Origin of the sequence: Stenotrophomonas sp. PAMC25021 (assembly GCF_004795795.1) — a bacterium.
GTDB classification, from domain to species: Bacteria; Pseudomonadota; Gammaproteobacteria; order Xanthomonadales; family Xanthomonadaceae; genus Stenotrophomonas; species Stenotrophomonas muris.
The window spans coordinates 1143439-1164785 of sequence record NZ_CP039255.1 but is presented as its reverse complement, the minus strand read 5'-3'; the positions used below and the strand labels follow the sequence as shown (position 1 = coordinate 1164785).

Here is a 21347-nt window from a genome sequence, read left to right as displayed (position 1 = left end):
GGTTCGCGGGCAGGTCGTCCAGGACGGGCGGCCAGGACCAACCGCAGTCCGCGCAGTAACGCCAGGATGGCGACAACGATCCACACAGCCGCATCATTAACCAAGGAATATCACCATGCGTCACCAGAAGTCTGGCCGTAAGTTCAGCCGCACCAGCGCGCACCGCGAAGCGATGTTCAAGAACATGGCCGCCTCGCTGTTCAAGCACGAGCTGATCAAGACCACCCTGCCGAAGGCCAAGGAACTGCGCCGCGTTGCCGAGCCGCTGATCACTCTGGCCAAGGTCGACTCGGTCGCCAACCGCCGTCTGGCCTTCGCCCGCCTGCGCGACAACGAAGCCGTGGGCAACCTGTTCACCATCCTGGGCCCGCGCTACGCGAACCGTCCGGGCGGCTACCTGCGCCTGCTGAAGTGCGGTTTCCGCGCCGGCGACAACGCACCGATGGCCTACGTCGAGCTGGTTGACCGTCCGGTCGTGGCCGAGGAAGTGGCCGAGTAATCGGACCGCTCCAACGCGACACAGCGAAAGCCCGGCTCCTGCCGGGCTTTTGCGTTTCCAGGGGTCGGATCCCTTTCCGCAGGAAAGGGCTCTGACCCCGAGCAGGCAGCACCGCAGGTCAGATCCCTTTGCATTCGCAAAGGGATCTGACCCGCACCGTTCCGACAGGCGTCACCTGTGGCGGTTCGAACGGGGCGCGCTCTCGGTTACGCTTGGCGCCTTGATCCATTCGAGCGTTGACGATGAATCCACTGCGCTGGCCCTTCCGCGCCCAGTTCTTCCTGGGCTTCCTGATCTGCGCGGGCCTGCTCGGCTACGCGATCTTCCTGCAGCTGAAGATGGGCCTGGAGCCGTGCCCGCTGTGCATCTTCCAGCGCCTGGCTTTTGCCGCGCTGGGCCTGTTGTTCCTGATCGGTGCGCTGCACGGGCCGTCCAACCGTCCCGGCCGCGCCACCTACGGCGTGCTCGCCTTCATCGCGGCGGCCGTCGGCGTGGGCATCGCTGCGCGCCACGTCTACGTGCAGATGCTGCCGCCGGAGATGGGCGCGACCTGTGGCCCGCCGCTGAGCTTCCTGCGCGAGACCATGGGGCCGCTGGAAGTGTTCCGCACGGTGCTGACCGGTACCGGCAACTGCGGCAACATCGACTGGACGTTCCTGGGCCTGACCATGCCGATGTGGTCGGGCGTGTGGTTCGTGCTGCTGGCGCTGTGGGCACTGGTGGTGTCGCTGCGCAAGGTCAAGCGCTGAAGCAGGATGGGGTCGGATCCCTTTGCATCGCAAAGGGCTCTGACCCCATTTCCGGTGCGGGGTCAGAGCCCTTTCCTGCGGAAAGGGATCCGACCCCTGTCTCCTCAGAAGTCCTGCTGCAGGCTCAGGTAGGCGCCGCGGCGCGGTCCCCATTGCGGGGCGAACACGCCGACACCGCCGCCATCGCGCAGCTGGTAGCTGCGATCCAATGCGTTGATCACGGCCAGCTGCACGTGCAGCGGATGGCCGCTGTCGGCATTGAAATCGTGCCCGGCGCTGAGGTGCACCTGCAGGTAGGACGGCAGCTCGCCGCCGTTGGGCACGCCCTCGATATCCGAACGCAGGCCGCTGCCGAACACGTAGTTGGCACCGACCCGGTTGTGCCCGGCGAAGGCGTAGCTGAAGCCCCCCGACGACGTCAGCTTCTGGTCGTGGTCCAGGTGGATCCAGTGGTCGGCCACATAGGCCAGCGCGTCCGGATCGAGGTTGTACTGGCTGGTGATGACCTGGGTGCCGATGGCCTTGTTGTACGCCGCGTTGAAGTAGGCGCTGAACGGACCGCTGCTGTAGTCGGCACTGAACTCCAGCCCACGGATATGGCCGCGGCGGTAGTTGAACGTCGAGTAGATGTAGGCGGCGCCGAACTGGCCTTCGTCCTGCAGACGCGCGACGCGGCGGTCGTACGCGTCCAGGCCCAGGGTCAGGTGTTCACCCAGCTGCTGCGAGACGCCGATGTCGTAGTAGTCGCTGCGTTCGGCCAGCGGAATGTTGTTGCCGCCGCCCGGCTGCTGGTTGGTGGTGCCGTCGTACAGGGCGATATCGCTGCTGGCGATCAGCTCACTGGCCGGTGGCGTGAAGTAACGCGAATAGCCGGCATGCACGGTGGTGCTGTCGCTGGCATTCCAGACCGCGCCCAGGCGGGGGCTGAGCTGGCCCTCGGTGCGGCCGAAGGCCTTGTAGCGATCACCACGCAGGCCGTAGTTCACTGTCCAGTCGTCGCCGATCTTCCACTCATCCTGCACGTACACCGCCAGCGTGCTGGCGTGGAAGGCGCTGCGGTCTGGAATCAGCAGTGGCGTGGTGCTGGATTGCTGGCCGGCGCCATCGACCGGGAACACCCAGCTGTTGTTGCTGGCGCGCGCATTCTCGTAGTTGCCGTACAGGCCGTATCGCAGCGTGTGGTCGTTGCCCAGCGGGGTGGAGAGGTCGGCCTGCAGCGTGTTGGCGCGGTTGCTGCGCTGGACCTGGGAGGCGACGCCACTGAATACCAGATCGCCGATGACATCCGGGTTGAACGCCACGTCGCTGTAGCGCTGCCCGGCGGACAGCTGGTAGGCGGTGCCGCCCAGCGTGCCCTGCAGCACCAGCATGCCGAAGCGGGTGGTCTCGCGCTGGGTTTCATCCAGCTGGCTGGAGTCGAAGGTGGTCGTGTCCAGGTAACCGAACTGCGGGGTCTGCCCGGGATTGACCGGGATCTGGAAGCGATTGTTGGCAAAGCCGGCGAACACGCTCAGGCGGGTGTTCTCGTTGACCAGGTAGGTCAGGTCGGCGAAGGCTTTGCCCTGGTGCGTGTCGTCGTGCAGCGGCTTGCGCGAGCGGGTCGGGTTCTCCAGGCCGACCTCGTTCTGGTCGTAGTTGCCGGTCAGGAACCAGCTCCAGCGCCCTTGATTGCCCCACCACGAGGCATTCGGATTGATCTTGCCGAACGAGCCTGCGGTCAGACCGGCGCTGCCGCCATTGCCGAGCTCGGCGCCGCTGCGGGTGGTGATGTCGACCACCGCAGCGGTGCGCTCGCCGAACTGCGCCGGCAGCGCCCCGTCCATCAGGCGGATGCTCTTGATGGTGCGGGCATCCAGGGTCTGGCCGAAGCCGGAGATCGATTCGGGCAGCAGTACGCCGTTGATGCGGTACTGCAGGTTCGCGTGGTCGCCGCGCACGTGCACGCCACCGTAGGAATCCTGGACCACGCCCGGAGCCTGCAGCAGCACCTGGCTGAGCGGCGCGGAGGCACCCAGCGGCTGCTTCTGGATGTCCTCGGCGGTGATCTGGTACTGGCTGCTGCCGATGTCCGGCGACAGCGCATTGCGGGCCTGGTCGAGCTGGGCGCTGACAGTGACCGTGTCGAGGTCCTTCACGGGAGCGGCGGCATCGGCGGCCATAGCGAGGGTGGGCAGACTGGCCAGGGTCAGGGCGAAGGTAATGCCGGTAGCGAGCAGGGAGGGCTTCATGGCAGATAGGCTGTGGAAGGGGCCGACGGGGACGGAGTGTTACTTCGTAACAGTGCGTGGCGAATCATGCGCCTGTCCGGGCGGCCGTGACCATGCGGTTTCTGGCCGATCGCGATGCCCTTTCCCCGGCGTTCAGTCATGTGCAGGGCGTGCCCAGCCCTTTGCGCCAGCGGCTGGCTCTGCGACCATGACCGCCCCCCTCCCCGGAAGTCTGCAATGAGCCTGTCCGCCGTTCCGCCCGTCCTCGATCCTGCCGCGACCGCCGCTGGCGCTGCCTGGTCGCCGGAGAGCTGGCGCGGCAAGACCGCGCTGCAGATGCCGACCTACCCGGACCCGGTGGCGCTGGACGCCGCCCTGCACGAACTGAAGCGGCTACCGCCGCTGGTCACCTCGTGGGAGATCCTGGCGCTGAAGCAACAGTTGGCCGAGGCCCAGGAAGGCAAGCGTTTCCTGCTGCAGGGCGGCGACTGCGCCGAGAACTTCAGCGACTGCGAATCGGGCACGATTTCCAACCGGTTGAAAGTGCTGCTGCAGATGAGCCTGGTGCTGGTGCATGGCCTTCGCCAGCCGGTGATCCGCGTCGGGCGCTTTGCCGGCCAGTACGCCAAGCCGCGTTCGGCCGATACCGAGACCCGCGACGGCGTGACCCTGCCCAGCTACCGCGGCGATGTGATCAATGCGCCGGCGTTCACCGAGGCGGCGCGCCTGCCGGATCCGAAGCGGATGCTGCAGGCGCATGCGCATTCGGCGATGACCATGAACTTCGTGCGTGCGCTGATCGATGGCGGCTTCGCCGACCTGCATCATCCGGAGTACTGGAACCTGGAGTGGGTGCGGCATTCGCCGCTGGCCGCCGAGTACCAGAAGATGGTGGCGTCGATCGGTGATGCGGTGCACTTCATGGAAACCCTGGCCGGGGCCCGCGTGCACAACCTCAACCGCATCGACTTCTACACCTCGCATGAAGCGCTGCTGCTGCCCTACGAGCAGGCGCTGACCCGGCAGGTGCCGCGCCAGCAGGGCTGGTTGAACCTGAGCACGCATTACCCGTGGATCGGCATGCGCACCGCCGCGCTTGACGGCGCGCACGTGGAATACCTGCGTGGCGTGCGCAATCCGATTGCGATCAAGGTCGGCCCGTCGGTGACGCCGGACCAGCTGCTGCGCCTGATCGATGTGCTCAACCCGCATGACGAGCCAGGGCGACTGAGCTTCATCCACCGCATGGGGGCAGCGCAGATTGCCGAGAAGCTGCCGCCGCTGCTGGATGCGGTCAAGCGCGATGGCCGTCGCGTGCTGTGGGTGTGTGACGCGATGCATGGCAACACCGAAAGCACCGCCAATGGCTTCAAGACGCGCCGCTTCGACAACGTGCGTGGCGAAGTGGAGATGTCGTTCGATCTGCATGCGGCCGCAGGCACGCGACTGGGCGGTGTGCACCTGGAACTGACCGGCGAAGACGTGACCGAATGCACCGGTGGCGCGCGCGAACTGACCGAGCGCGACCTGGAACGTGCGTATCGTTCGACGGTGGACCCGCGTTTGAACTACGAGCAGTCGCTGGAGATCGCGATGGCGATCGTGCGCAAGCAGGAGCAGGTGCGGTAAGGGCGTTGCGGCAGGGCTTGCAGCCCTGCACCTGCTGACGCAACGGCAACGGCCCAAGCAACGGCAACAGCATGCATTCCGTGGGATGGCGGGGCGATGTGGGCACGGCGTCTCCCGCAACCGGACCGGCCCCGCCATCCCTCGGAATGCACGCTGTTGCTGTTGCTGTTGAGGTTGCCGGCCAGCGGCCGGCACTACCGCAGGTACAGGGCTGCAAGCCCTGCCGACCAACACGCTGCTTACGAACGACTGACGTGGCGCTCATGCGCCATGCGCGAGTCTGTCCACTTGGCTGTTCGAGTGGAGGTGGCAACGGTGCACTGGCAAAGCGCACAGGCATACGCATGGCCGTTGGGATTGGCCGTAGTGGTGGGCGGCATCGGCGCGTGGCTGATCCTGTGGATCTACCATCGGCTGAAGGGCCGCGATCGTCGGCGCGCGCGTATCGGGCGTGTGCTCGGGCTGCCGATGGCCACCGCATGGCCGCTGCTGCTGTTGATCCCTGCATTGCAGGCCACGCCGCTGCAGGATCCCGTTCTGGGCAACCTGCAACGGGTGCTGCATATCGCGCTGACCGCGTGCTTCATCTGGCTGCTGGTGCGGGCGGTGGCGGCGGGCGAACGTGCCATCCTGCGCAGCCATCCCATCGATGTCTCCGACAACCTGGAAGCGCGCCGCATCCAGACCCAGACGCGGGTGCTCAGCCGTGTGCTGATGGGCGGCATCATCGTGCTGGGCGCATCGCTGGTGCTGCTGACCTTCCCGATGGTGCAGAAGATCGGCACCGCGCTTCTGGCCTCGGCGGGCCTGATCGGCCTGGTGGCCGGTATCGCCGCAAAGCCCGTGTTCGGCAATCTGATCGCCGGCCTGCAGATCGCAGTGACGCAGCCGATCCGGCTGGATGATGTGGTGATCGTCGAAGGCGAGTGGGGGCGCATCGAGGAGATCGGCAGCAGCTATGTGGTGGTGCGCATCTGGGATGAGCGGCGAATGGTGGTGCCGCTGACCTGGTTCATCGAGAACCCCTTCCAGAACTGGACGCGGCGCAGCGCCGACCTGCTCGGCACCGCGTTCCTGTGGCTGGACTATCGTGCCCCGGTGGCAGCGATCCGTGCCGAGCTGGAACGCATCTGCCGCGGTGAAGCGCTGTGGGATGGCAGGGTCTGCGTGACCCAGGTGACCGAGACCAGCGAGCGCGCGATCCAGGTGCGCCTGCTGGTCAGTGCGCGCAGCTCCGGTGATGCCTTCGATCTGCGCTGCCTGGTGCGCGAACGCATGCTCGATTTCCTCGCGCGCGAGCATCCGCAGTCGCTGCCGCAGGTGCGTGCGCGGCTGCAGCATGCAGACGAACTGGACATGCCGCGCGGTCCACGTGCGCGCACTGCGGATGTGCGTTCGCCGGGGGCTGAAGACGGTGAGGCGGCGATCGTGCCGGTGGAGCCCGACCAGCCGCTGTAGAGCCGAGCCATGCTCGGCTGCTTTCGATTTTCCGTTGAAGCCGAGCGTGGGCTCGGCTCTACAGAAACACGATCACGGCTCGCCGGCGTCGATCAGGGTGTCGGTGTCGAAGTGCGGCGGGCGTCGCGCGCGGGTGCGCTGTTCGTAAGCGTAGGCCATTTCGATCAGCTTCGGTTCGCTCCAGGCGGTGCCCATGAACAGCAGGCCGACCGGCAGGCCATTGATCTGGCCCATCGGCACGCTGAGGCTGGGATAGCCGGCGACGGCGGCGGCGCTGTAGCTCTCGCCGGGGAAGTCGTCGCCTTCGCTGCGGATCGGCCACGCCACACCGGTGGTCGGCGCCACCAGGGCATCGAGCTGGTGGGCGGCGAGGGCGGCGTCGATGCCTTCCGCGCCGGCCAGCCGGCGCGCATCGCTGCGTGCACGGATATAGGCGGGGTCGGCCAGGCCGGCGGTAGCGTCGGCCGCCACCAGCAGTTCCTGGCCGAACAGGCCCAGCTCCTGCTTGCTGTGCGCCTGGTTGAAGGCGATCAGGTCGGCCAGGCTGCGTAGTGGCGCGCGATGGGTGCTGAAGTAGCGCTCCAGCCCGGCCTTGAATTCGTACAGCAGCACCGTGCGTTCCGCCTCGGCCCAGGCGCCCTGGTTGGGCAGCTCCACCGGCACCACGAAGGCACCCGCCCGGCGCAGCTCGGTGGCCGCCTGTTCGATCAGCGGCGGCATGCCGCGGTATTTCAGCAGCGGTGTCTGCAGCAGGCCGATGCGCTTGCCACGCAGGCCCTGCGGGTCCAGGCGCGCGGTGTAGTCGTACACCGCGCGGCCAGGCATGGTCGCCGTGGCCGGGTCGGCATCGTCGCGGCCGGCGATAGCGGTCAGCACGGCTGCAGCGTCGGCGACGCTGCGGGTCATCGGTCCTGCGGTGTCCTGGCTGAAGGAAATCGGGATGATGCCCTCGCGGCTGACCAGGCCGACGGTCGGCTTGAGGCCGACGATGCCATTGACCGCCGCAGGGCAGACGATGCTGCCGTCGGTTTCGGTGCCGATCGCCACGCTGGCCAGGTTGGCGGCGACCGCCACCGCGCTGCCGCTGCTGGAGCCGCAGGGCGAGTGGCTGAGGCGATAGGGATTGCGGGTCTGGCCGCCGCGTGCGCTCCAGCCGGACACCGAATCGTTGCCGCGGAAATTGGCCCACTCGCTGAGATTGGTCTTGCCCAGCACCACCGCGCCGGCGTCGCGCAGCCGGCGCACCAGGTAGGCGTCGTCCGGGCGGAACCCCTGCAGGGCCAGCGAGCCGGCGCTGGTGGCCATCGGGGCGGCGTTGATGTTGTCCTTCAGCAGTACCGGAATGCCGTGCAGCGGGCCGCGCAGGCGTCCATCACGGCGCTCGCGGTCGCGCGCAGCGGCTTCCTTCAGTGCATCCGGGTTGAGCTCGATCACCGCGCGCAGGCGCGGCCCGGTGCGGTCCAGGGTGGCGATGCGCTGCAGGTAGGCCTGGGTCAGGGTGGTGCTGTCCAGCTCACCGGCGCTCATCCGCGCCTGCAGGTCGGTGACATCGGTTTCGGCGTACGGGAACGGCACGTTGCGGCTCGCGGGTTCGGCCGCATGCGCGCTGGACGCGGCCGGGCTGCAGCCAGCCGAAAGCAGCGCAGGCAGCGCGGCAAGCAGGCAGGTCAGCAGAGGCGGCAAGGACGGGCGCATGGGGCGGCTTGGTCGGCTCCAATCCCCAGTGTAGCCGGTGCTCAGCGGTGGCGCTTGCGCAGGTCGCGGGCGAGGACGTAGACCACGATCAGGTTGATCGCCAGGATCGTCCACGATGGCCAGCCGGGATGGCGAATGATCGCGAAGATGTCGAAAGGCAGGTACAGGGAGGCGGTCAGGCAGCCCAGCCAGGAGGCCCAGGCCTTGGCCCGCCACAGGCCCCAGGCTTCGACCAGGTGCAGCAGGCCGTAGCCGATCATCCCCGCCGCGGCCAGGTGCACCGCGTCGGGGCTGATCATGTGCAGCAGCGAGGGAAGGGTGCCATGGTCCGGATCCAGGCTGAAACGCCGGATCAGGACCATGATGCCGTGCCGCAGCGGCTGCGGTCCGAGCACTTCCAGCCCGGTGGCGGCCAACAGCGCCAGCATCGCCTTGCTCGCTTCGAGCAGGGCGATGACGTGGAGGCCCGGATGCCGGTGCGGATCCGGGTTGTAGCCGCTCTGGTCCACGGGGTGCTGGCTCAGCCGCCGCGCGAAGCCTTCTTGCGGTCGCTTTCGGTCAGGAACTTCTTGCGCAGACGGATCTCCTTGGGGGTGATCTCGACCAGCTCGTCGTCTTCGATGAAGTCCAGGGCCTGTTCCAGCGAGTACTTGATCGCCGGGGTCAGCTGGATCGCGTCGTCCTTGCCCGAAGCGCGCATGTTGGTCAGCGGCTTGGTCTTGATCGCGTTGACGGTCAGATCATTGTCCTTGGAGTGGATGCCGACCAGCTGGCCTTCATACACGTTGTCGCCTTCGGCAGCGAAGAGCTTGCCGCGCTCCTGCAGCGGACCCAGCGAGTAGGCGGGAGTGACGCCCGGCGCATTGGCGATCATCACGCCGTTGATGCGCTTGGCGATCGCGCCCTGTTCCTTCGGACCGTAATGGTCGAACACGTGGAACAGCAGGCCCGAACCCTGGGTCAGGGTCTTGAACTCGTTCTGGAAACCGATCAGGCCACGGGCCGGGATCTGGTATTCCAGGCGCACACGGCCCTTGCCGTCCGGTTCCATGTTCTTCAGCTGGCCCTTGCGGGTACCCAGCTTTTCCATCACGCCGCCCTGGTGGATTTCTTCGATGTCCACCACCAGCTGCTCGATCGGCTCCATCATCTGGCCGTCGATTTCCTTGATGATCACTTCCGGGCGCGACACCGCCAGCTCGTAGCCTTCACGGCGCATGTTCTCGATCAGCACCGACAGGTGCAGTTCGCCGCGGCCGGAGACCAGGAACTTGTCGGCGTCTTCCAGCTGTTCGACCTTCAGTGCCACGTTGTGGACCTGCTCGCGGTCCAGGCGGTCCTTGATCTGGCGGCTGGTCAGGAACTTGCCACCGGACAGGTCCTTGTTGCCGGCGAACGGCGAGTTGTTGACCTGGAAGGTCATCGAGATGGTCGGCTCGTCGACGGTCAGCGCCGGCAGGGCTTCGGGGGTATCCGGGTGGCACAGGGTGTCGGAGATGGTCAGCTCCGGAATGCCGGAGATGGCCACGATGTCACCGGCCTCGGCCGTCTCCTGCTCGATGCGCTCCAGGCCCAGGAAGCCCAGCACCTGGGCGACCTTGCCGTTGCGCTTCTTTCCTTCACGGTCGATGACGGCGACCTGCATGTTCTTCTTCAGGGTGCCGCGCTGGATGCGGCCGATGCCGATCACGCCCACGAAGTTGTTGTAGTCCAGCTGGCTGATGCGCATCTGGAACGGGCCTTCCGGGTCCACTTCCGGACGCGGGGCGTGCTGCATGATCGCTTCGTACAGCGGGGTCATGTCGCCGTCGCGCACGGTGTCTTCCAGGCCGGCGTAGCCGTTCAGGGCCGAGGCGTAGACGATCGGGAAGTCCAGCTGCTCATTGGTGGCGCCGAGCTTGTCGAACAGGTCGAAGACCTGGTCGATCACCCATTCCGGACGCGCGCCCGGACGGTCGATCTTGTTGACCACGACGATCGGCTTGAAGCCCATCGCGAAGGCCTTCTGGGTGACGAAGCGGGTCTGCGGCATCGGGCCGTCCATCGCATCGACCAGGATCAGCACGGTGTCGACCATCGACAGCACGCGCTCGACCTCACCACCGAAGTCGGCGTGGCCGGGGGTGTCGACGATGTTGATCCGGTTCTTGATGCCGGTCTTCTTGTCTTCCCAGGTGATGGCGGTGTTCTTGGCCAGGATGGTGATGCCGCGTTCCTTTTCCTGGTCGTTGCTGTCCATCACGCGCTCGGCGAGGACGGTACGCTCGGACAGGGTGCCGGACTGCTTCAGCAGCTGGTCGACCAGGGTGGTCTTGCCATGGTCGACGTGGGCGACGATGGCGATGTTGCGAAGATTTTCGATGGACATACGAAAGGGGGCCAGTCGGCGCCGGATTTGGAAAAAGAAGTCCAACATTATACGTCGAACTTGACGATTCGCGAAAAGGTGGATTTCACGCCTGTCACGGGGCCCATTCAGCTGGGCATCCGCCGCCTCGGCCGGGGCCGCCAGGACCCGGCTGCGCGGCTCCCCGTCCGGGGGCTGAAGCGGGGCGCTTCACCAATGGTCGAAGCCGCCGCCGACACGAGGCGGGTGTAAACTAGGTGGCTAGACGCATTCCCCTTTGCATCAAGGATCTTCATGTCCCTCATCGCCACTTTCGACACCACCCAGGGCCCGATCAAGGTCGAGCTGTTCGCCGACAAGGCACCGCTGACCGTGGCCAACTTCGTGAACCTGGTCAAGCACGGCTTCTATGACGGCCTGATCTTCCACCGCGTTATCGCCGACTTCATGATCCAGGGCGGCTGCCCGCAGGGTCGTGGCACCGGCGGCCCGGGCTACAAGTTCGAAGACGAGAAGAATGGCGTGAAGCACGAGGTCGGCTCGCTGTCGATGGCCAACGCCGGCCCGAACACCAACGGCAGCCAGTTCTTCATCACCCACATCAAGACCGATTGGCTGGACGGCCGCCACACCGTCTTCGGCAAGGTCCTGGAAGGCCAGGCGATCGTCGATTCGGTCAAGCAGGGCGACGTGATCCATTCGATTACCCTGGAAGGCGACGTCGACGCCGTGCTGGCCGCCCAGGCCGACCGCGTCGCGGAGTGGAACAAGCACCTCGCCGCCTGATCCCCCTTCGAAACGGCCACCCACGGGTGGCCGTTTCCCTGTTCCCCGCCGCCCGCCAGGCCTGCGTGGCTCTGCCCGCGGCGTCCCATCAAACGCTTGCAAGCAAGAGGAAACCCCCATGAAAGCACCCGTTCGTGTTGCCGTGACCGGCGCCGCCGGCCAGATCGGTTATGCCCTGCTGTTCCGCATCGCCTCCGGCGAAATGCTGGGCAAGGACCAGCCGGTCATCCTGCAGCTGCTGGAACTGCCGGTCGACAAGGCCCAGGCCGCCCTGAAGGGCGTGATGATGGAGCTGGAAGACTGCGCCTTCCCGCTGCTGGCCGGCATGGTCGGCACCGATGATGCCGAAGTCGCGTTCAAGGACGCCGACATCGCCCTGCTGGTTGGCGCACGTCCGCGTGGCCCGGGCATGGAGCGCAAGGACCTGCTGCTGGAAAACGCCAAGATCTTCACCGCCCAGGGCGCGGCGCTGAACAAGGTCGCCAGCCGTGACGTGAAGGTGCTGGTGGTCGGCAACCCGGCCAACACCAATGCCTACATCGCCATGAAGTCGGCCCCGGACCTGAAGCCGGAAAACTTCACCGCCATGCTGCGCCTGGACCACAACCGTGCGCTGAGCCAGCTGTCGACCAAGCTCGGCAAGCCGGTCGGTGGCATGGAGAAGCTGGTCGTGTGGGGCAACCACAGCCCGACCATGTACCCGGACTACCGTTTCGCCACCGCCGATGGCGCGTCGATCGCCGATGCGATCAACGACCAGGAATGGAACGCCAACACCTTCATCCCGACCGTGGGCAAGCGCGGCGCGGCGATCATCGAAGCCCGTGGCTCGTCTTCGGCCGCTTCGGCCGCCAACGCTGCCATCGACCACGTTCGTGACTGGGTGCTGGGCAGCAACGGCAAGTGGGTCACCATGGGCGTGCCGTCCGACGGTTCCTACGGCATTCCGGAAGGCGTGATCTTCGGCTTCGCAGTGACCACCGAGAACGGCAAGTACACCCTGGTGAAGGATCTGCCGATCGACGACTTCAGCCAGAAGTACATCGACAAGACCCTGGCCGAGCTGGAAGAAGAGCGCGCCGGCGTTGCCCACCTGCTGGGCTGATGCAGGCGGTACCGGCTCGAGCCGGTACCTCTTTCATCAAGGTAGGTGTCGACCGCTGGTCGGTACATTCCCATCGAGGTAGGTACCGACCATTGGTCGGTACATTTCCATCAAGGTAGGTACCGACCGTTGGTCGGTACGCAGAACGGGGAAGCTTCGGCTTCCCCGTTTCTGTTTGGACGGATACGGAGCCGCATGATCCACCTGCATTACATCGACGACGCGCTGCTGGTGGCCGAGAAGCCGGCCGGCCTGCTGTCCGTGCCCGGCCGCGGCGCCGAGAACCAGGATTGCGTGGTCGCGCGCCTGCAGGCGCTGTACCCGGATGCGTTGACCGTGCACCGCCTGGACCAGGTGACCTCCGGCCTGCTGCTGCATGCGCGCGGCAAGGACATGCAGGTGGCGTTGTCGATGCAGTTCGAGCAGCGCCAGGTCGGCAAGCGTTATGAAGCGATCGTGGAGGGGCTGCTTGAAGGCGATGCCGGCGACGTGGACCTGCCACTGATCGTGGACTGGCCAAACCGGCCGAAGCAGATGATCGATCACGAACGCGGCAAGCCGGCGCTGACGCGCTGGCGCGTAATGGGGCGTGATGCCGAAGCGCAGCGCACGCGCGTGGCGCTGGAGCCGGTTACTGGCCGCAGCCATCAACTGCGCCTGCACATGGCCAGTCTCGGCCATCCCATCGTTGGCGATGTGCTTTATGACGCCGCGCCTGCGCAGCGCGTGCATCTGCATGCGCGCAGCCTGCGGTTCACCCACCCGGTGACGGGCGAGGCGCTCGCGTTCGAGTCCGCCACTCCGTTCTAGGGGTTCGGCAGGGCTTGCAGCCCTGCACCTGCTACGAACCGGAGCAACGTCAAAGGCCAAGGTGGCTCTGGTCTTCTGCTTGCTGGGCGGGGCGGTGTGGGTTGGCAGGACACGCCGTAACCCCCCCTCCGGGGGCCGGCCCAGCCGCTGGCGGCTGTGCGTTCGGGCGCTTGCAAAGCAGTGCTTCGCAAGCAAAGCGCCCTCACCCATGGGGGCTCGATGGCGCCATCCATGGCGCCAACGGTCCTGCCAACCCACACCGCCCCACCCCCGACAGATTTGTGCGGCGGTTGGTAACGGCTGTCGCTGTTGGTCTTGGTAGGTGTCGACCTTGGTCGACACGATTTTTCTGTCAGATATCGAATTGAATATTGAATCTGGGGATCCGACCCCGTGCTCCGACAGATCGCGGAAGTCTGTCGAAGGCGGGGTGGGTCCGGTTGCGGGGGTGTGAGCCGCATGGATGCGGCGACCGAGCCTCCATGGTCGGATTCACGGTGTCCCCCGCAACCGGACCCACCTCGCCATCCCACGGGAAACCCGCTGTTGCTTCGGCTGTTGCTTCTGAGGTTGCCGGCCAGCGGCCGGCACTACCGCGGGTGCAGGGCGCAGCCCTGCATGAAAACCCCACCCCCTACCAAGGTAGGGCGGCCCGCGCGGCAGCGCCGGACTATCCTCGAACCCATGACTTTGTCTGGGAGGGCTGCGTCATGAACTACGAGGAAACCTACCGTCGCTCGATCGACGCGCCGGAGGCCTTCTGGGGCGAGGAAGCCAAGCGCATCCATTGGCACAAACCGCCGCAGCAGGTACTCGACTACAGCAACCCGCCGTTCCGGCGCTGGTTTGTCGGCGGTGAAACCAATCTCTGCTACAACGCCGTCGACCGCCATCTGGCCGAGCGCGCCGACCAGCTCGCGCTGGTTGCCATTTCCACCGAGACCAGCAGCACCCGCGAGATCACCTATCGCCAGCTGTATCGGGAAGTGAACGACTTCGCTGCCGTGCTCAAGCACCTCGGCGTCGGTCACGGTGACCGTGTGGTGATCTACATGCCGAACATGGCCGAAGCCGTGTTCGCGATGCTGGCCTGCGCGCGCATCGGTGCGGTGCATTCGGTGGTGTTCGGTGGCTTCGCCGCGCACAACCTGGCGCTGCGCATCGACGATGCCAAGCCGAAGCTGCTGATCGCCGCCGATGCCGGCATGCGCGGTGGCAAGCTGATTCCGTACAAGCCGATGGTCGATGCAGCCTGCGCCGAAGCCACGTCGCCACCGCCGCACGTGCTGATCGTGTCGCGCGGACTGGATGCCGCCGAACCACGCGTGCCGGGCCGCGATGTGGAGTACGCCGCGCTGCGTGCGCAGATCGGTGAGGTCGACGTGCCGGTGCAGTGGCTGGAATCGAGCGAGCCGAGCTACCTGTTGTATACCTCGGGCACCACCGGCAAGCCGAAGGGCGTGCAGCGCGATGTCGGCGGCTACGCGGTGGCGATGGCACAGTCGATGGAAACCGTGTTCGACTGCAGGCCGGGGCAGGTGATGTTCTCCACTTCCGATGTCGGCTGGGCGGTAGGCCATTCCTACAATGTGTACGGCCCGCTGATCGGCGGCTGCACCTCGCTGCTGTACGAAGGGCTGCCGACCAACCCGGACCCGGGCATCTGGTGGGCGCTGTGCGAGCAGTACAACGTGCGCACGATGTTCTCGTCCCCCACTGCCATCCGCGTGCTGAAGAAGCACGATGCGGACTTCATCCATCGCCACGACCTGCGCGCGCTGAAATACCTGTTCCTGGCCGGCGAGCCGCTGGACGAACCGACCGCGCACTGGATCAGCGAAGCGCTCGGCAAGCCGATCATCGACAACTACTGGCAGACCGAGACCGGCTGGCCGGCGCTGACCCTGCTGCCGGGCCTGGAGATGAAGCCGGTGCGCTTCGGTTCGCCGGGCTTCCCCAACCTCGGCTACCGGATGAAGGTGATCGACGAGAACACCGGCGAGGAAGTCGCACCGGGGCAGAAGGGGGTGCTGGTGGTGTCGCCACCGTTGCCGCCGGGCTGCATGAGCACGGTGTGGAACGACGACAACCGTTTCCTGCAGAGCTACTTCAGCCACTTCAAGGAACTGCTGTACAGCTCGCTGGACTGGGCAATCCGCGACGCCGATGGCTACACCTTCATCCTCGGCCGTACCGATGATGTGATCAACGTGGCCGGGCACCGGCTGGGCACGCGCGAGATCGAAGAGGCCATTTCGAGCCACCCGCGCGTGGCCGAGGCTGCCGTGATCGGGGTCAAGGACGAATTGAAGGGGCAGGTGCCGCTGGTGTTCGTCACCCTCAAGCAGGGCCTGGATGGCGAGGATCCGGCGCAAGTGGTGGCCGAGATGATGGCCACGGTGACCACCTCGCTCGGCGCAGTGGCCCGCCCGGCGCACGTGCACGTGGTCAACGCGCTGCCCAAGACCCGTTCGGGCAAGCTGCTGCGGCGCTCGTTGCAGGCGCTGGCCGAGCAGCGCGACCCGGGTGACCTGTCGACGCTGGACGACCCCGGCGCGCTGGAGGAGATCCGCCGGGCGCTGGGCCGTTGATCCGGTCGTGCCGGCCACTGGCCGGCACCCCCATCCACCCCGAGGTTGCCGGCCAGCGGCCGGCACTACCCGCAGTACTTGCGCTAAGCTCGGCCTGTCATCGACCTGCAATACGCGGCTCGCGCCGGGGAACGCGCGTGCCGTCCGGAGATGGCAACACAGGGGGGCGTGCCCGCGAGGGCGCGCCGGCATTGCGCATCGAGCGAGGGGGAGGCAATGGCATTGCTGCACGCCAAGACGGCTGCTGGCCGTCAGGAAATCGAAGACCGTAGCCGGCGCCTGCCGGCGGCACTGCGTTCGATCCTGCTGATGGTCGATGGCCATCGCAACGACACCGAACTGCGTGGCCTGTTCGAAGGCCTGCGGGCACCACCGGACGCACTGGAGCAATTGTCAGCACAGGGCCTGATCGAAGTGATCGGCGGAAGCGCAGAGGTGGCGCCGGCGCGCGGCATCAGCACCGGGCGCGAACAGGACCCGGCGCTGTACCAGCAGTTGTACGACGCGATGAGCGAGGCGGTGCGCCGCCACCTGGGCCTGAAGGGCTACTTCATGCAGTTGAAGATCGAACGCTGCACCGATGCGCTGGCGCTGGAGCGCTTGTGCCCGGAGTTGCTGGCGGCGGTGGGCAAGGCGCGCAGCCCGGCATTGGCGCAGCGCTGGTGGCAGGAAACCCAGGCGGCGGTGCTGAACGCTGGCAGTGAGGTCGTGCAGGCCTGAGCCACCGCGTAAAGTGATCGGTTCACTTCCCTACAAGGAGTCCCGCGTGCAGGACGACCACGACGACACCGACACCCCAGGCTGGGACGCGATCAATGCGGCGCTGGCGCCGCTGTATGCCGGCCAGGAGCCGCGCCACTTCGGCACCGCGCTTCCGTACACGCTCGGTGGCCAGGATCCACTGGATGGCATCAGCGTGTACTGGGCGGATGCGCCGGTACCGCACTGGCATTACATCACCTACGGCTTCTCCGAGCTGTACGCCAAGGAGAGCAGTGATGCAGATGCCAGCGGTTATGGCTTCGAGCTGACCTTCCGTCTGGCTGCCGAGGCCGGTGAGAACGCCGGCAGCACCCCGCCGGTGTGGCCGATGAACCTGCTGCAGAACCTGGCGCGCTACGTGTTCGGCAGTGGCAACGTGTTCGAGGATGGCCATCACCTCAACGCCAACGGTCCGATCGCGCTGGAGACCGGCACGCGGCTGTGCCATCTGGCCTTCATTGCGGACCCGCAGTTGCCGGCGCGGGACACGGCCAACGGCCATCTGCAGTTCCTGCAGCTGGTCGGATTGACCGATGAGGAGATGGAGGCGGTCAAGCGCTGGTCGACGCGTGGCGTGCTGCAGGCGCTGCTGCCGGCGATGCCGCTGTGGATCAGCGATCTGCATCGCGACAACCTGCTGGAGGACCCTGCGCTGGCACAGCGGGTGCAGGCCGGCAGCGAACGCGAGGGTTCCAGCACCGGCATGCTGTTCATCGAGACCCTGGACTGGCGGCAGGAGGCGGGCGTCACCACGCTGGTGCTCGGCGCCGGTCAGGTCGCCAGCGTGTGCGAACTGTTGCCGCTGCGCCTGCGCCACGGCAAATCGCTGGAACTGGCCAGCCGCGACCGGCAGTGGGAATTCATCGCGAACCGGGGCGGTGAAGCGGCGGACGTATCCGCCGACAGCGCGCGCTGGTCACTGGACGAGGCGGGCCTGCAGGCCCTGGCAGGGGTGCGCGCCGAGCGCGGGGTTTACCCGGTGGCGGGGGCGCTGCGCATCGAAGTGGTGCCGACCTACCTGCGCGATGCCAAGGGGGAAGTGATCCGCCAGATCGGCTGATCGCGCGAATGATATCGAGGGGTCGGAGCCGCCTGCTGCGCAGGCGGATCCGACCCCGTCTGGTGGCCGGTGGGGTCAGATCCGTCCGCCACGCGAACGGCTCTGACCCCTGACCAAGGTCAGGCCAGGCCTTCGGCCTTCAGCGCGGCCTGCACGCCGGCATCGGCATCCATGCGTGCCTTGTAGGCGGCCAGATTGTCCAGGCCCGACAGGTCGACCTTGGTGCCGGCGGCCCAGCGCAGGGTGATGTAGAAGTACGGGTCGGCGAAGCTGCGGAAGCCGGCCAGCCAGGGCTTGTCGGCCAGCTGCCTGTCGGCGGTCTCGAACAGGCCACGCAGGCGCTTGTGCGCGGCGGCGCGGATCGCGTCGTACTGGCCTTCGTCGGCAATGAACTTGCCCGGCGCGAACAGCGGCGAGAAGGCCGGGTGCACGTCGGAATTGACGAACGCCAGCCAGCGGGTGGCTTCGGCGCGCTGGCGCGGGCTGCCGTCACCGCCGAGGCCGGCCTGCGGGAAGCTGTCGGCGATATAGCCCATGATCGCGGCGTTCTGCAGCAGCACGAAGTCGCCGTCGACCAGCGCGGGCACCGCACCGGCCGGATTGATCTTGAGGAATTCCGGACCCTTCAGGGTGTCCTTGTTCAGCAGTTCAACCTCGAACGGCTGGCCGGTCCACTGCAGGGCGATGTGGTCGGCGGTGGAACAGGCACCGGGCTTGCTGTACAGCTTCATGGGAACTCCAGGTGATGCGGGCGGGAAACGCCCACTATCCCAGAGCCTGCCGGCAGGCGGCAACGCTGCCGCCGGCACGGATCGTTACGACTGCCGCGGCTTGAGGTTCTGCACCTTATAGAAGGTGTGATCGCCGATGGTGGCCACCTGGTAGGCATTGCGCCAGTTCGGGCTGGCGATGGACAGCGCGGCGAAGTGGCTGGCACCGGGCACGATCTCGCGGCGCTCGCCGGCCGGCAGCGCCCAGTTGCGCTCGGCGTCGAAGGCCACGTTCATTGCCTCGCTCCAGGCCGCGTCGTTGCCCAACTGGGTGCCGGGGGAGACGATGGTCGGTGCGAACTGCTTGCGCGCGGTGACCACCTGGCACATCGAGTCGCCCCACAGGCCACTGTCGAGACGGCGCAGTGCGACCTCGGCGACGGCCTGCTGGCCGCGCAGGGTCTGGTCGCGGGCTTCCAGGTAAACGGTGGTGCTCAAACACAGTGAATCAGCGGCCGGCTGCGGCAACAACTGCGACAGCCAGAGAATCCAGGCCAGTTTCATATAACTCCTTGCTCCGTATGGGCCGCACTTTCCGGTTCCGGCCGCAGGGCGACAGGAGGCGGGGTACGACTTGGCGTCATGGGGAGGCGGCCATCGGGGCCGCCCCGTGGGCAGCCCCAAAAGAAACGACCAGTACCGATCGTGGGGCTGCGCCGGCTCACCGGAAACTGGCTGGTGAGCGGAAAGATGGCGCAAGGTAGGGGGGCGTAGCCGAACGCATCGTGAACCGCTCGGCTTGACATTCAGGTTCAATGAGGGTGACGGAAATCACATTCCGCCCCCCATTCAGGCGCTCATCAGAGCCCGGCGGCAACCCGGCTGCCCTGGTCGATGGCGCGCTTGGCGTCGAGTTCTGCGGCCACGTCGGCACCGCCGATCAGCTGCGCGTTGATGCCGGCCGCCTGCAGTTCGGCCTGCAGCGCGCGGTTGGGTTCCTGCCCGGCGCAGATCACCACATGGTCGACCGGCAGCAGCTGTTCGCTGCCGTCCACGCGGATGCGCAGGCCCGCGTCGTCCACGCCGAGGTACTCGACGCCACCGAGCATGCGCACGCCCTTGGCCTTCAGCGTGGCGCGATGGATCCAGCCGGTGGTCTTGCCCAGGCGCGCGCCGGGCTTGCCCGGGCTGCGCTGCAGCAGCCACAGCCGGCGCGGCGAGGTTTCAACCTCCGGCCTGGCCAGTGAGCCGCGGGCCTCGAAGGTGCTGTCCACGCCCCATTCGGCCATCCAGCGCTGCGGGTCGAGGGAGGGGGACTCGCCGGCGTGACTGAGGAATTCGCCGACATCGAAGCCGATGCCGCCGGCGCCGATGATCGCCGCACTGGCGCCCACTTCGACCCGGCCCAGCAGCACGTCCAGGTAGCTGACCACCTTGGCGTGATCGGCACCGGGGAAATCGACCTTGCGCGGGGTGATGCCGGTGGCCAGCACCACCTCGTCGAAGCCGGTCAGCTGGGCGGCATCGGCGCGGGTGCCGAGGCGCAGCTGCACACCGGTTTCGGCCAGTTTGTGGCGGAAGTAGCGCAGGGTCTCGTGGAACTCTTCCTTGCCGGGGATGCGCTTGGCCACGTTGAACTGGCCGCCGATCTCATCATTGGCGTCGAACAGGGTGACCAAGTGGCCGCGCTGGGCAGCGACGGTGGCACAGGCCAGGCCGGCGGGGCCGGCACCGACCACCGCAACCTTCTTCGGCGCAGCGGTGGGGCGATAGACCAGCTCGGTCTCGTGCGCGGCGCGCGGATTGACCAGGCAGCTGGCCAGCTTGTTCTCGAACACGTGGTCCAGGCAGGCCTGGTTGCAGGCGATGCAGGTGTTGATCGCCTCCGCGCGGCCGGCACGGGCCTTGTTCGGCCACTGCGGGTCGGCCAGCAGCGGGCGTGCCAGCGACACCATGTCGGCGCCGCCAGCGGCGAGGATGCGCTCGGCGACGTCGGGCATGTTGATGCGGTTGGTCGCCACCAGCGGCACCTTCACATGCGGCTTGAGCTTGGCGGTGACCCCGGCGAAGGCAGCACGCGGCACCGAGGTGGCGATGGTCGGAATGCGCGCTTCGTGCCAGCCGATGCCGGAATTGATGATCGTTGCGCCGGCCGCCTCGATGGCCTGCGCCTGCTGCACGATTTCTTCCCAGCTGCTGCCGTCGTCGACCAGATCCACCAGCGACAGGCGATAGATGATGATGAAGTCCGGGCCGCAGGCCTCGCGGATGCGGCGTACGATCTCGACCGCGAAGCGCATGCGTTGGCGCGCGTCGCCGCCCCAGGCATCGGTGCGCTTGTTGGTGCGCGGGGCGATGAATTCGTTGATGAGGTAGCCCTCCGAACCCATCACTTCCACGCCGTCGTAGCCGGCCTCGCGGGCCAGCTTCGCGCTGCGTGCGTAATCGGCGATATGCCGGTCGACGCCGCTGGCCGACAACGCGCGCGGGGTGAACGGGTTGATCGGTGCCTTCAGCTTCGACGGTGCCACCGACAAGGGGTGATAGGCGTAACGGCCTGCATGCAGCAGCTGCAGGCAGATCTTCGCGCCGTGCTGGTGCGCGGCGGCGGTGAGCTGGCGGTGCGGCCGCACTTCCCAGGGCCAGGACAGCTTGCCGCCGAACGGCTTCAGCCAGCCGACCACATTCGGTGCGAAGCCGCCGGTGACGATCAGGCCGACGCCGCCCTCGGCGCGCTCGGCGAAGTACGCCGCCAGCCGCGGGAAGTCGCGGGCGCGATCCTCCAGGCCGGTGTGCATCGAGCCCATCAATACGCGGTTGCGCAGTTGGGTGAAGCCCAGGTCCAGCGGGGCGAACAGATGGGGATAGGCGCTTTCGTTGGCTGGCGACATGGTCGATACGCTTGCGTACGGAAGCGCGAAGCGTGCCGCGAAACGGCG

The 21347-nt window shown here is 66.9% G+C and carries 17 protein-coding genes; 10 read left to right on the top strand and 7 right to left on the bottom strand.

Annotation, left to right across the window (positions count from 1 at the left end; all coding sequences use genetic code 11):
* Positions 1 to 115 precede the first annotated feature (115 nt).
* Together rplQ and E5790_RS05595 are read left to right on the top strand one after the other, a co-directional pair.
* Positions 116 to 499 (top strand): 50S ribosomal protein L17, encoded by a 384-nt coding sequence (gene rplQ / locus E5790_RS05600; RefSeq protein ID WP_005408217.1) that lies wholly within the window; start codon positions 116 to 118, stop codon positions 497 to 499.
* Between the two features lie 242 nt (positions 500 to 741).
* A complete protein-coding gene (locus E5790_RS05595) occupies positions 742 to 1248 on the top strand; it encodes a disulfide bond formation protein B (protein ID WP_005415421.1) in 507 nt (168 codons plus the stop codon).
* 104 nt (positions 1249 to 1352) lie between these two features.
* Here the strand turns inward: E5790_RS05595 and E5790_RS05590 are convergent, their stop codons facing one another.
* Complete coding sequence (locus E5790_RS05590; RefSeq protein WP_111206822.1) at positions 1353 to 3476, bottom strand: TonB-dependent receptor; 2124 nt, start codon at positions 3474 to 3476, stop codon at positions 1353 to 1355.
* Between the two features lie 216 nt (positions 3477 to 3692).
* On the opposite strand from E5790_RS05590, the gene E5790_RS05585 reads away from it, so the two are divergent.
* Both E5790_RS05585 and E5790_RS05580 read left to right on the top strand, forming a co-directional pair.
* Positions 3693 to 5084 carry a 3-deoxy-7-phosphoheptulonate synthase class II gene (locus E5790_RS05585; protein WP_046429066.1) on the top strand — a complete coding sequence of 464 codons (1392 nt, stop codon included), beginning with the start codon at positions 3693 to 3695 and terminating at the stop codon, positions 5082 to 5084.
* 270 nt (positions 5085 to 5354) lie between these two features.
* Entirely contained in the window at positions 5355 to 6542 is a 1188-nt protein-coding gene (locus tag E5790_RS05580; protein ID WP_169411760.1) for a mechanosensitive ion channel family protein, read from the top strand.
* Between the two features lie 72 nt (positions 6543 to 6614).
* Here E5790_RS05580 and E5790_RS05575 read toward each other — a convergent pair whose 3' ends face one another.
* The 3 genes from E5790_RS05575 to typA are packed head-to-tail and all read right to left on the bottom strand — an operon-like array spanning position 6615 to position 10605.
* Entirely contained in the window at positions 6615 to 8237 is a 1623-nt protein-coding gene (locus E5790_RS05575; RefSeq protein ID WP_032955869.1) for an amidase, read from the bottom strand.
* 41 nt (positions 8238 to 8278) lie between these two features.
* Positions 8279 to 8746 (bottom strand): DUF2127 domain-containing protein, encoded by a 468-nt coding sequence (locus E5790_RS05570; protein WP_032955872.1) that lies wholly within the window; start codon positions 8744 to 8746, stop codon positions 8279 to 8281.
* An 11-nt stretch (positions 8747 to 8757) separates the two neighbouring features.
* The gene (gene typA / locus E5790_RS05565; RefSeq protein WP_046429077.1) at positions 8758 to 10605 is read right to left on the bottom strand and encodes a translational GTPase TypA; all 1848 of its coding nucleotides are present in this window, start codon (positions 10603 to 10605) and stop codon (positions 8758 to 8760) included.
* 273 nt (positions 10606 to 10878) lie between these two features.
* Here typA and E5790_RS05560 point away from each other — a divergent pair, with 273 nt between their 5' ends.
* The 6 genes from E5790_RS05560 to E5790_RS05535 all read left to right on the top strand — a co-directional run bounded on the left by E5790_RS05560 (position 10879) and on the right by E5790_RS05535 (position 17698).
* The gene (locus E5790_RS05560) at positions 10879 to 11370 is read left to right on the top strand and encodes a peptidylprolyl isomerase (protein ID WP_005408225.1); all 492 of its coding nucleotides are present in this window, start codon (positions 10879 to 10881) and stop codon (positions 11368 to 11370) included.
* Between the two features lie 118 nt (positions 11371 to 11488).
* Complete coding sequence (locus E5790_RS05555; protein WP_004153634.1) at positions 11489 to 12475, top strand: malate dehydrogenase; 987 nt, start codon at positions 11489 to 11491, stop codon at positions 12473 to 12475.
* Positions 12476 to 12670: 195 nt separating this feature from the next.
* Positions 12671 to 13285, top strand: coding sequence for an RluA family pseudouridine synthase (locus E5790_RS05550; protein WP_111206824.1), 615 nt, complete (start codon positions 12671 to 12673; stop codon positions 13283 to 13285).
* Positions 13286 to 13995: 710 nt separating this feature from the next.
* Positions 13996 to 15876, top strand: a complete 1881-nt coding sequence (prpE, locus tag E5790_RS05545; protein ID WP_111205345.1) for a propionate--CoA ligase — start codon at positions 13996 to 13998, stop codon at positions 15874 to 15876.
* 216 nt (positions 15877 to 16092) lie between these two features.
* Complete coding sequence (locus tag E5790_RS05540) at positions 16093 to 16596, top strand: hypothetical protein (protein ID WP_014646066.1); 504 nt, start codon at positions 16093 to 16095, stop codon at positions 16594 to 16596.
* A gap of 46 nt (positions 16597 to 16642) precedes the next feature.
* A complete protein-coding gene (locus E5790_RS05535) occupies positions 16643 to 17698 on the top strand; it encodes a suppressor of fused domain protein (protein ID WP_111205346.1) in 1056 nt (351 codons plus the stop codon).
* A gap of 119 nt (positions 17699 to 17817) precedes the next feature.
* On the opposite strand, the gene E5790_RS05530 is transcribed toward E5790_RS05535, so the two are convergent.
* The 3 genes from E5790_RS05530 to E5790_RS05520 all read right to left on the bottom strand — a co-directional run bounded on the left by E5790_RS05530 (position 17818) and on the right by E5790_RS05520 (position 21299).
* Positions 17818 to 18429 (bottom strand): glutathione S-transferase N-terminal domain-containing protein, encoded by a 612-nt coding sequence (locus E5790_RS05530; protein ID WP_014646068.1) that lies wholly within the window; start codon positions 18427 to 18429, stop codon positions 17818 to 17820.
* 84 nt (positions 18430 to 18513) lie between these two features.
* A complete protein-coding gene (locus E5790_RS05525) occupies positions 18514 to 18972 on the bottom strand; it encodes a cell wall hydrolase (RefSeq protein WP_004154513.1) in 459 nt (152 codons plus the stop codon).
* Between the two features lie 296 nt (positions 18973 to 19268).
* A complete protein-coding gene (locus E5790_RS05520; RefSeq protein WP_111205347.1) occupies positions 19269 to 21299 on the bottom strand; it encodes an NADPH-dependent 2,4-dienoyl-CoA reductase in 2031 nt (676 codons plus the stop codon).
* Between the last annotated feature and the right edge of the window lie 48 nt (positions 21300 to 21347).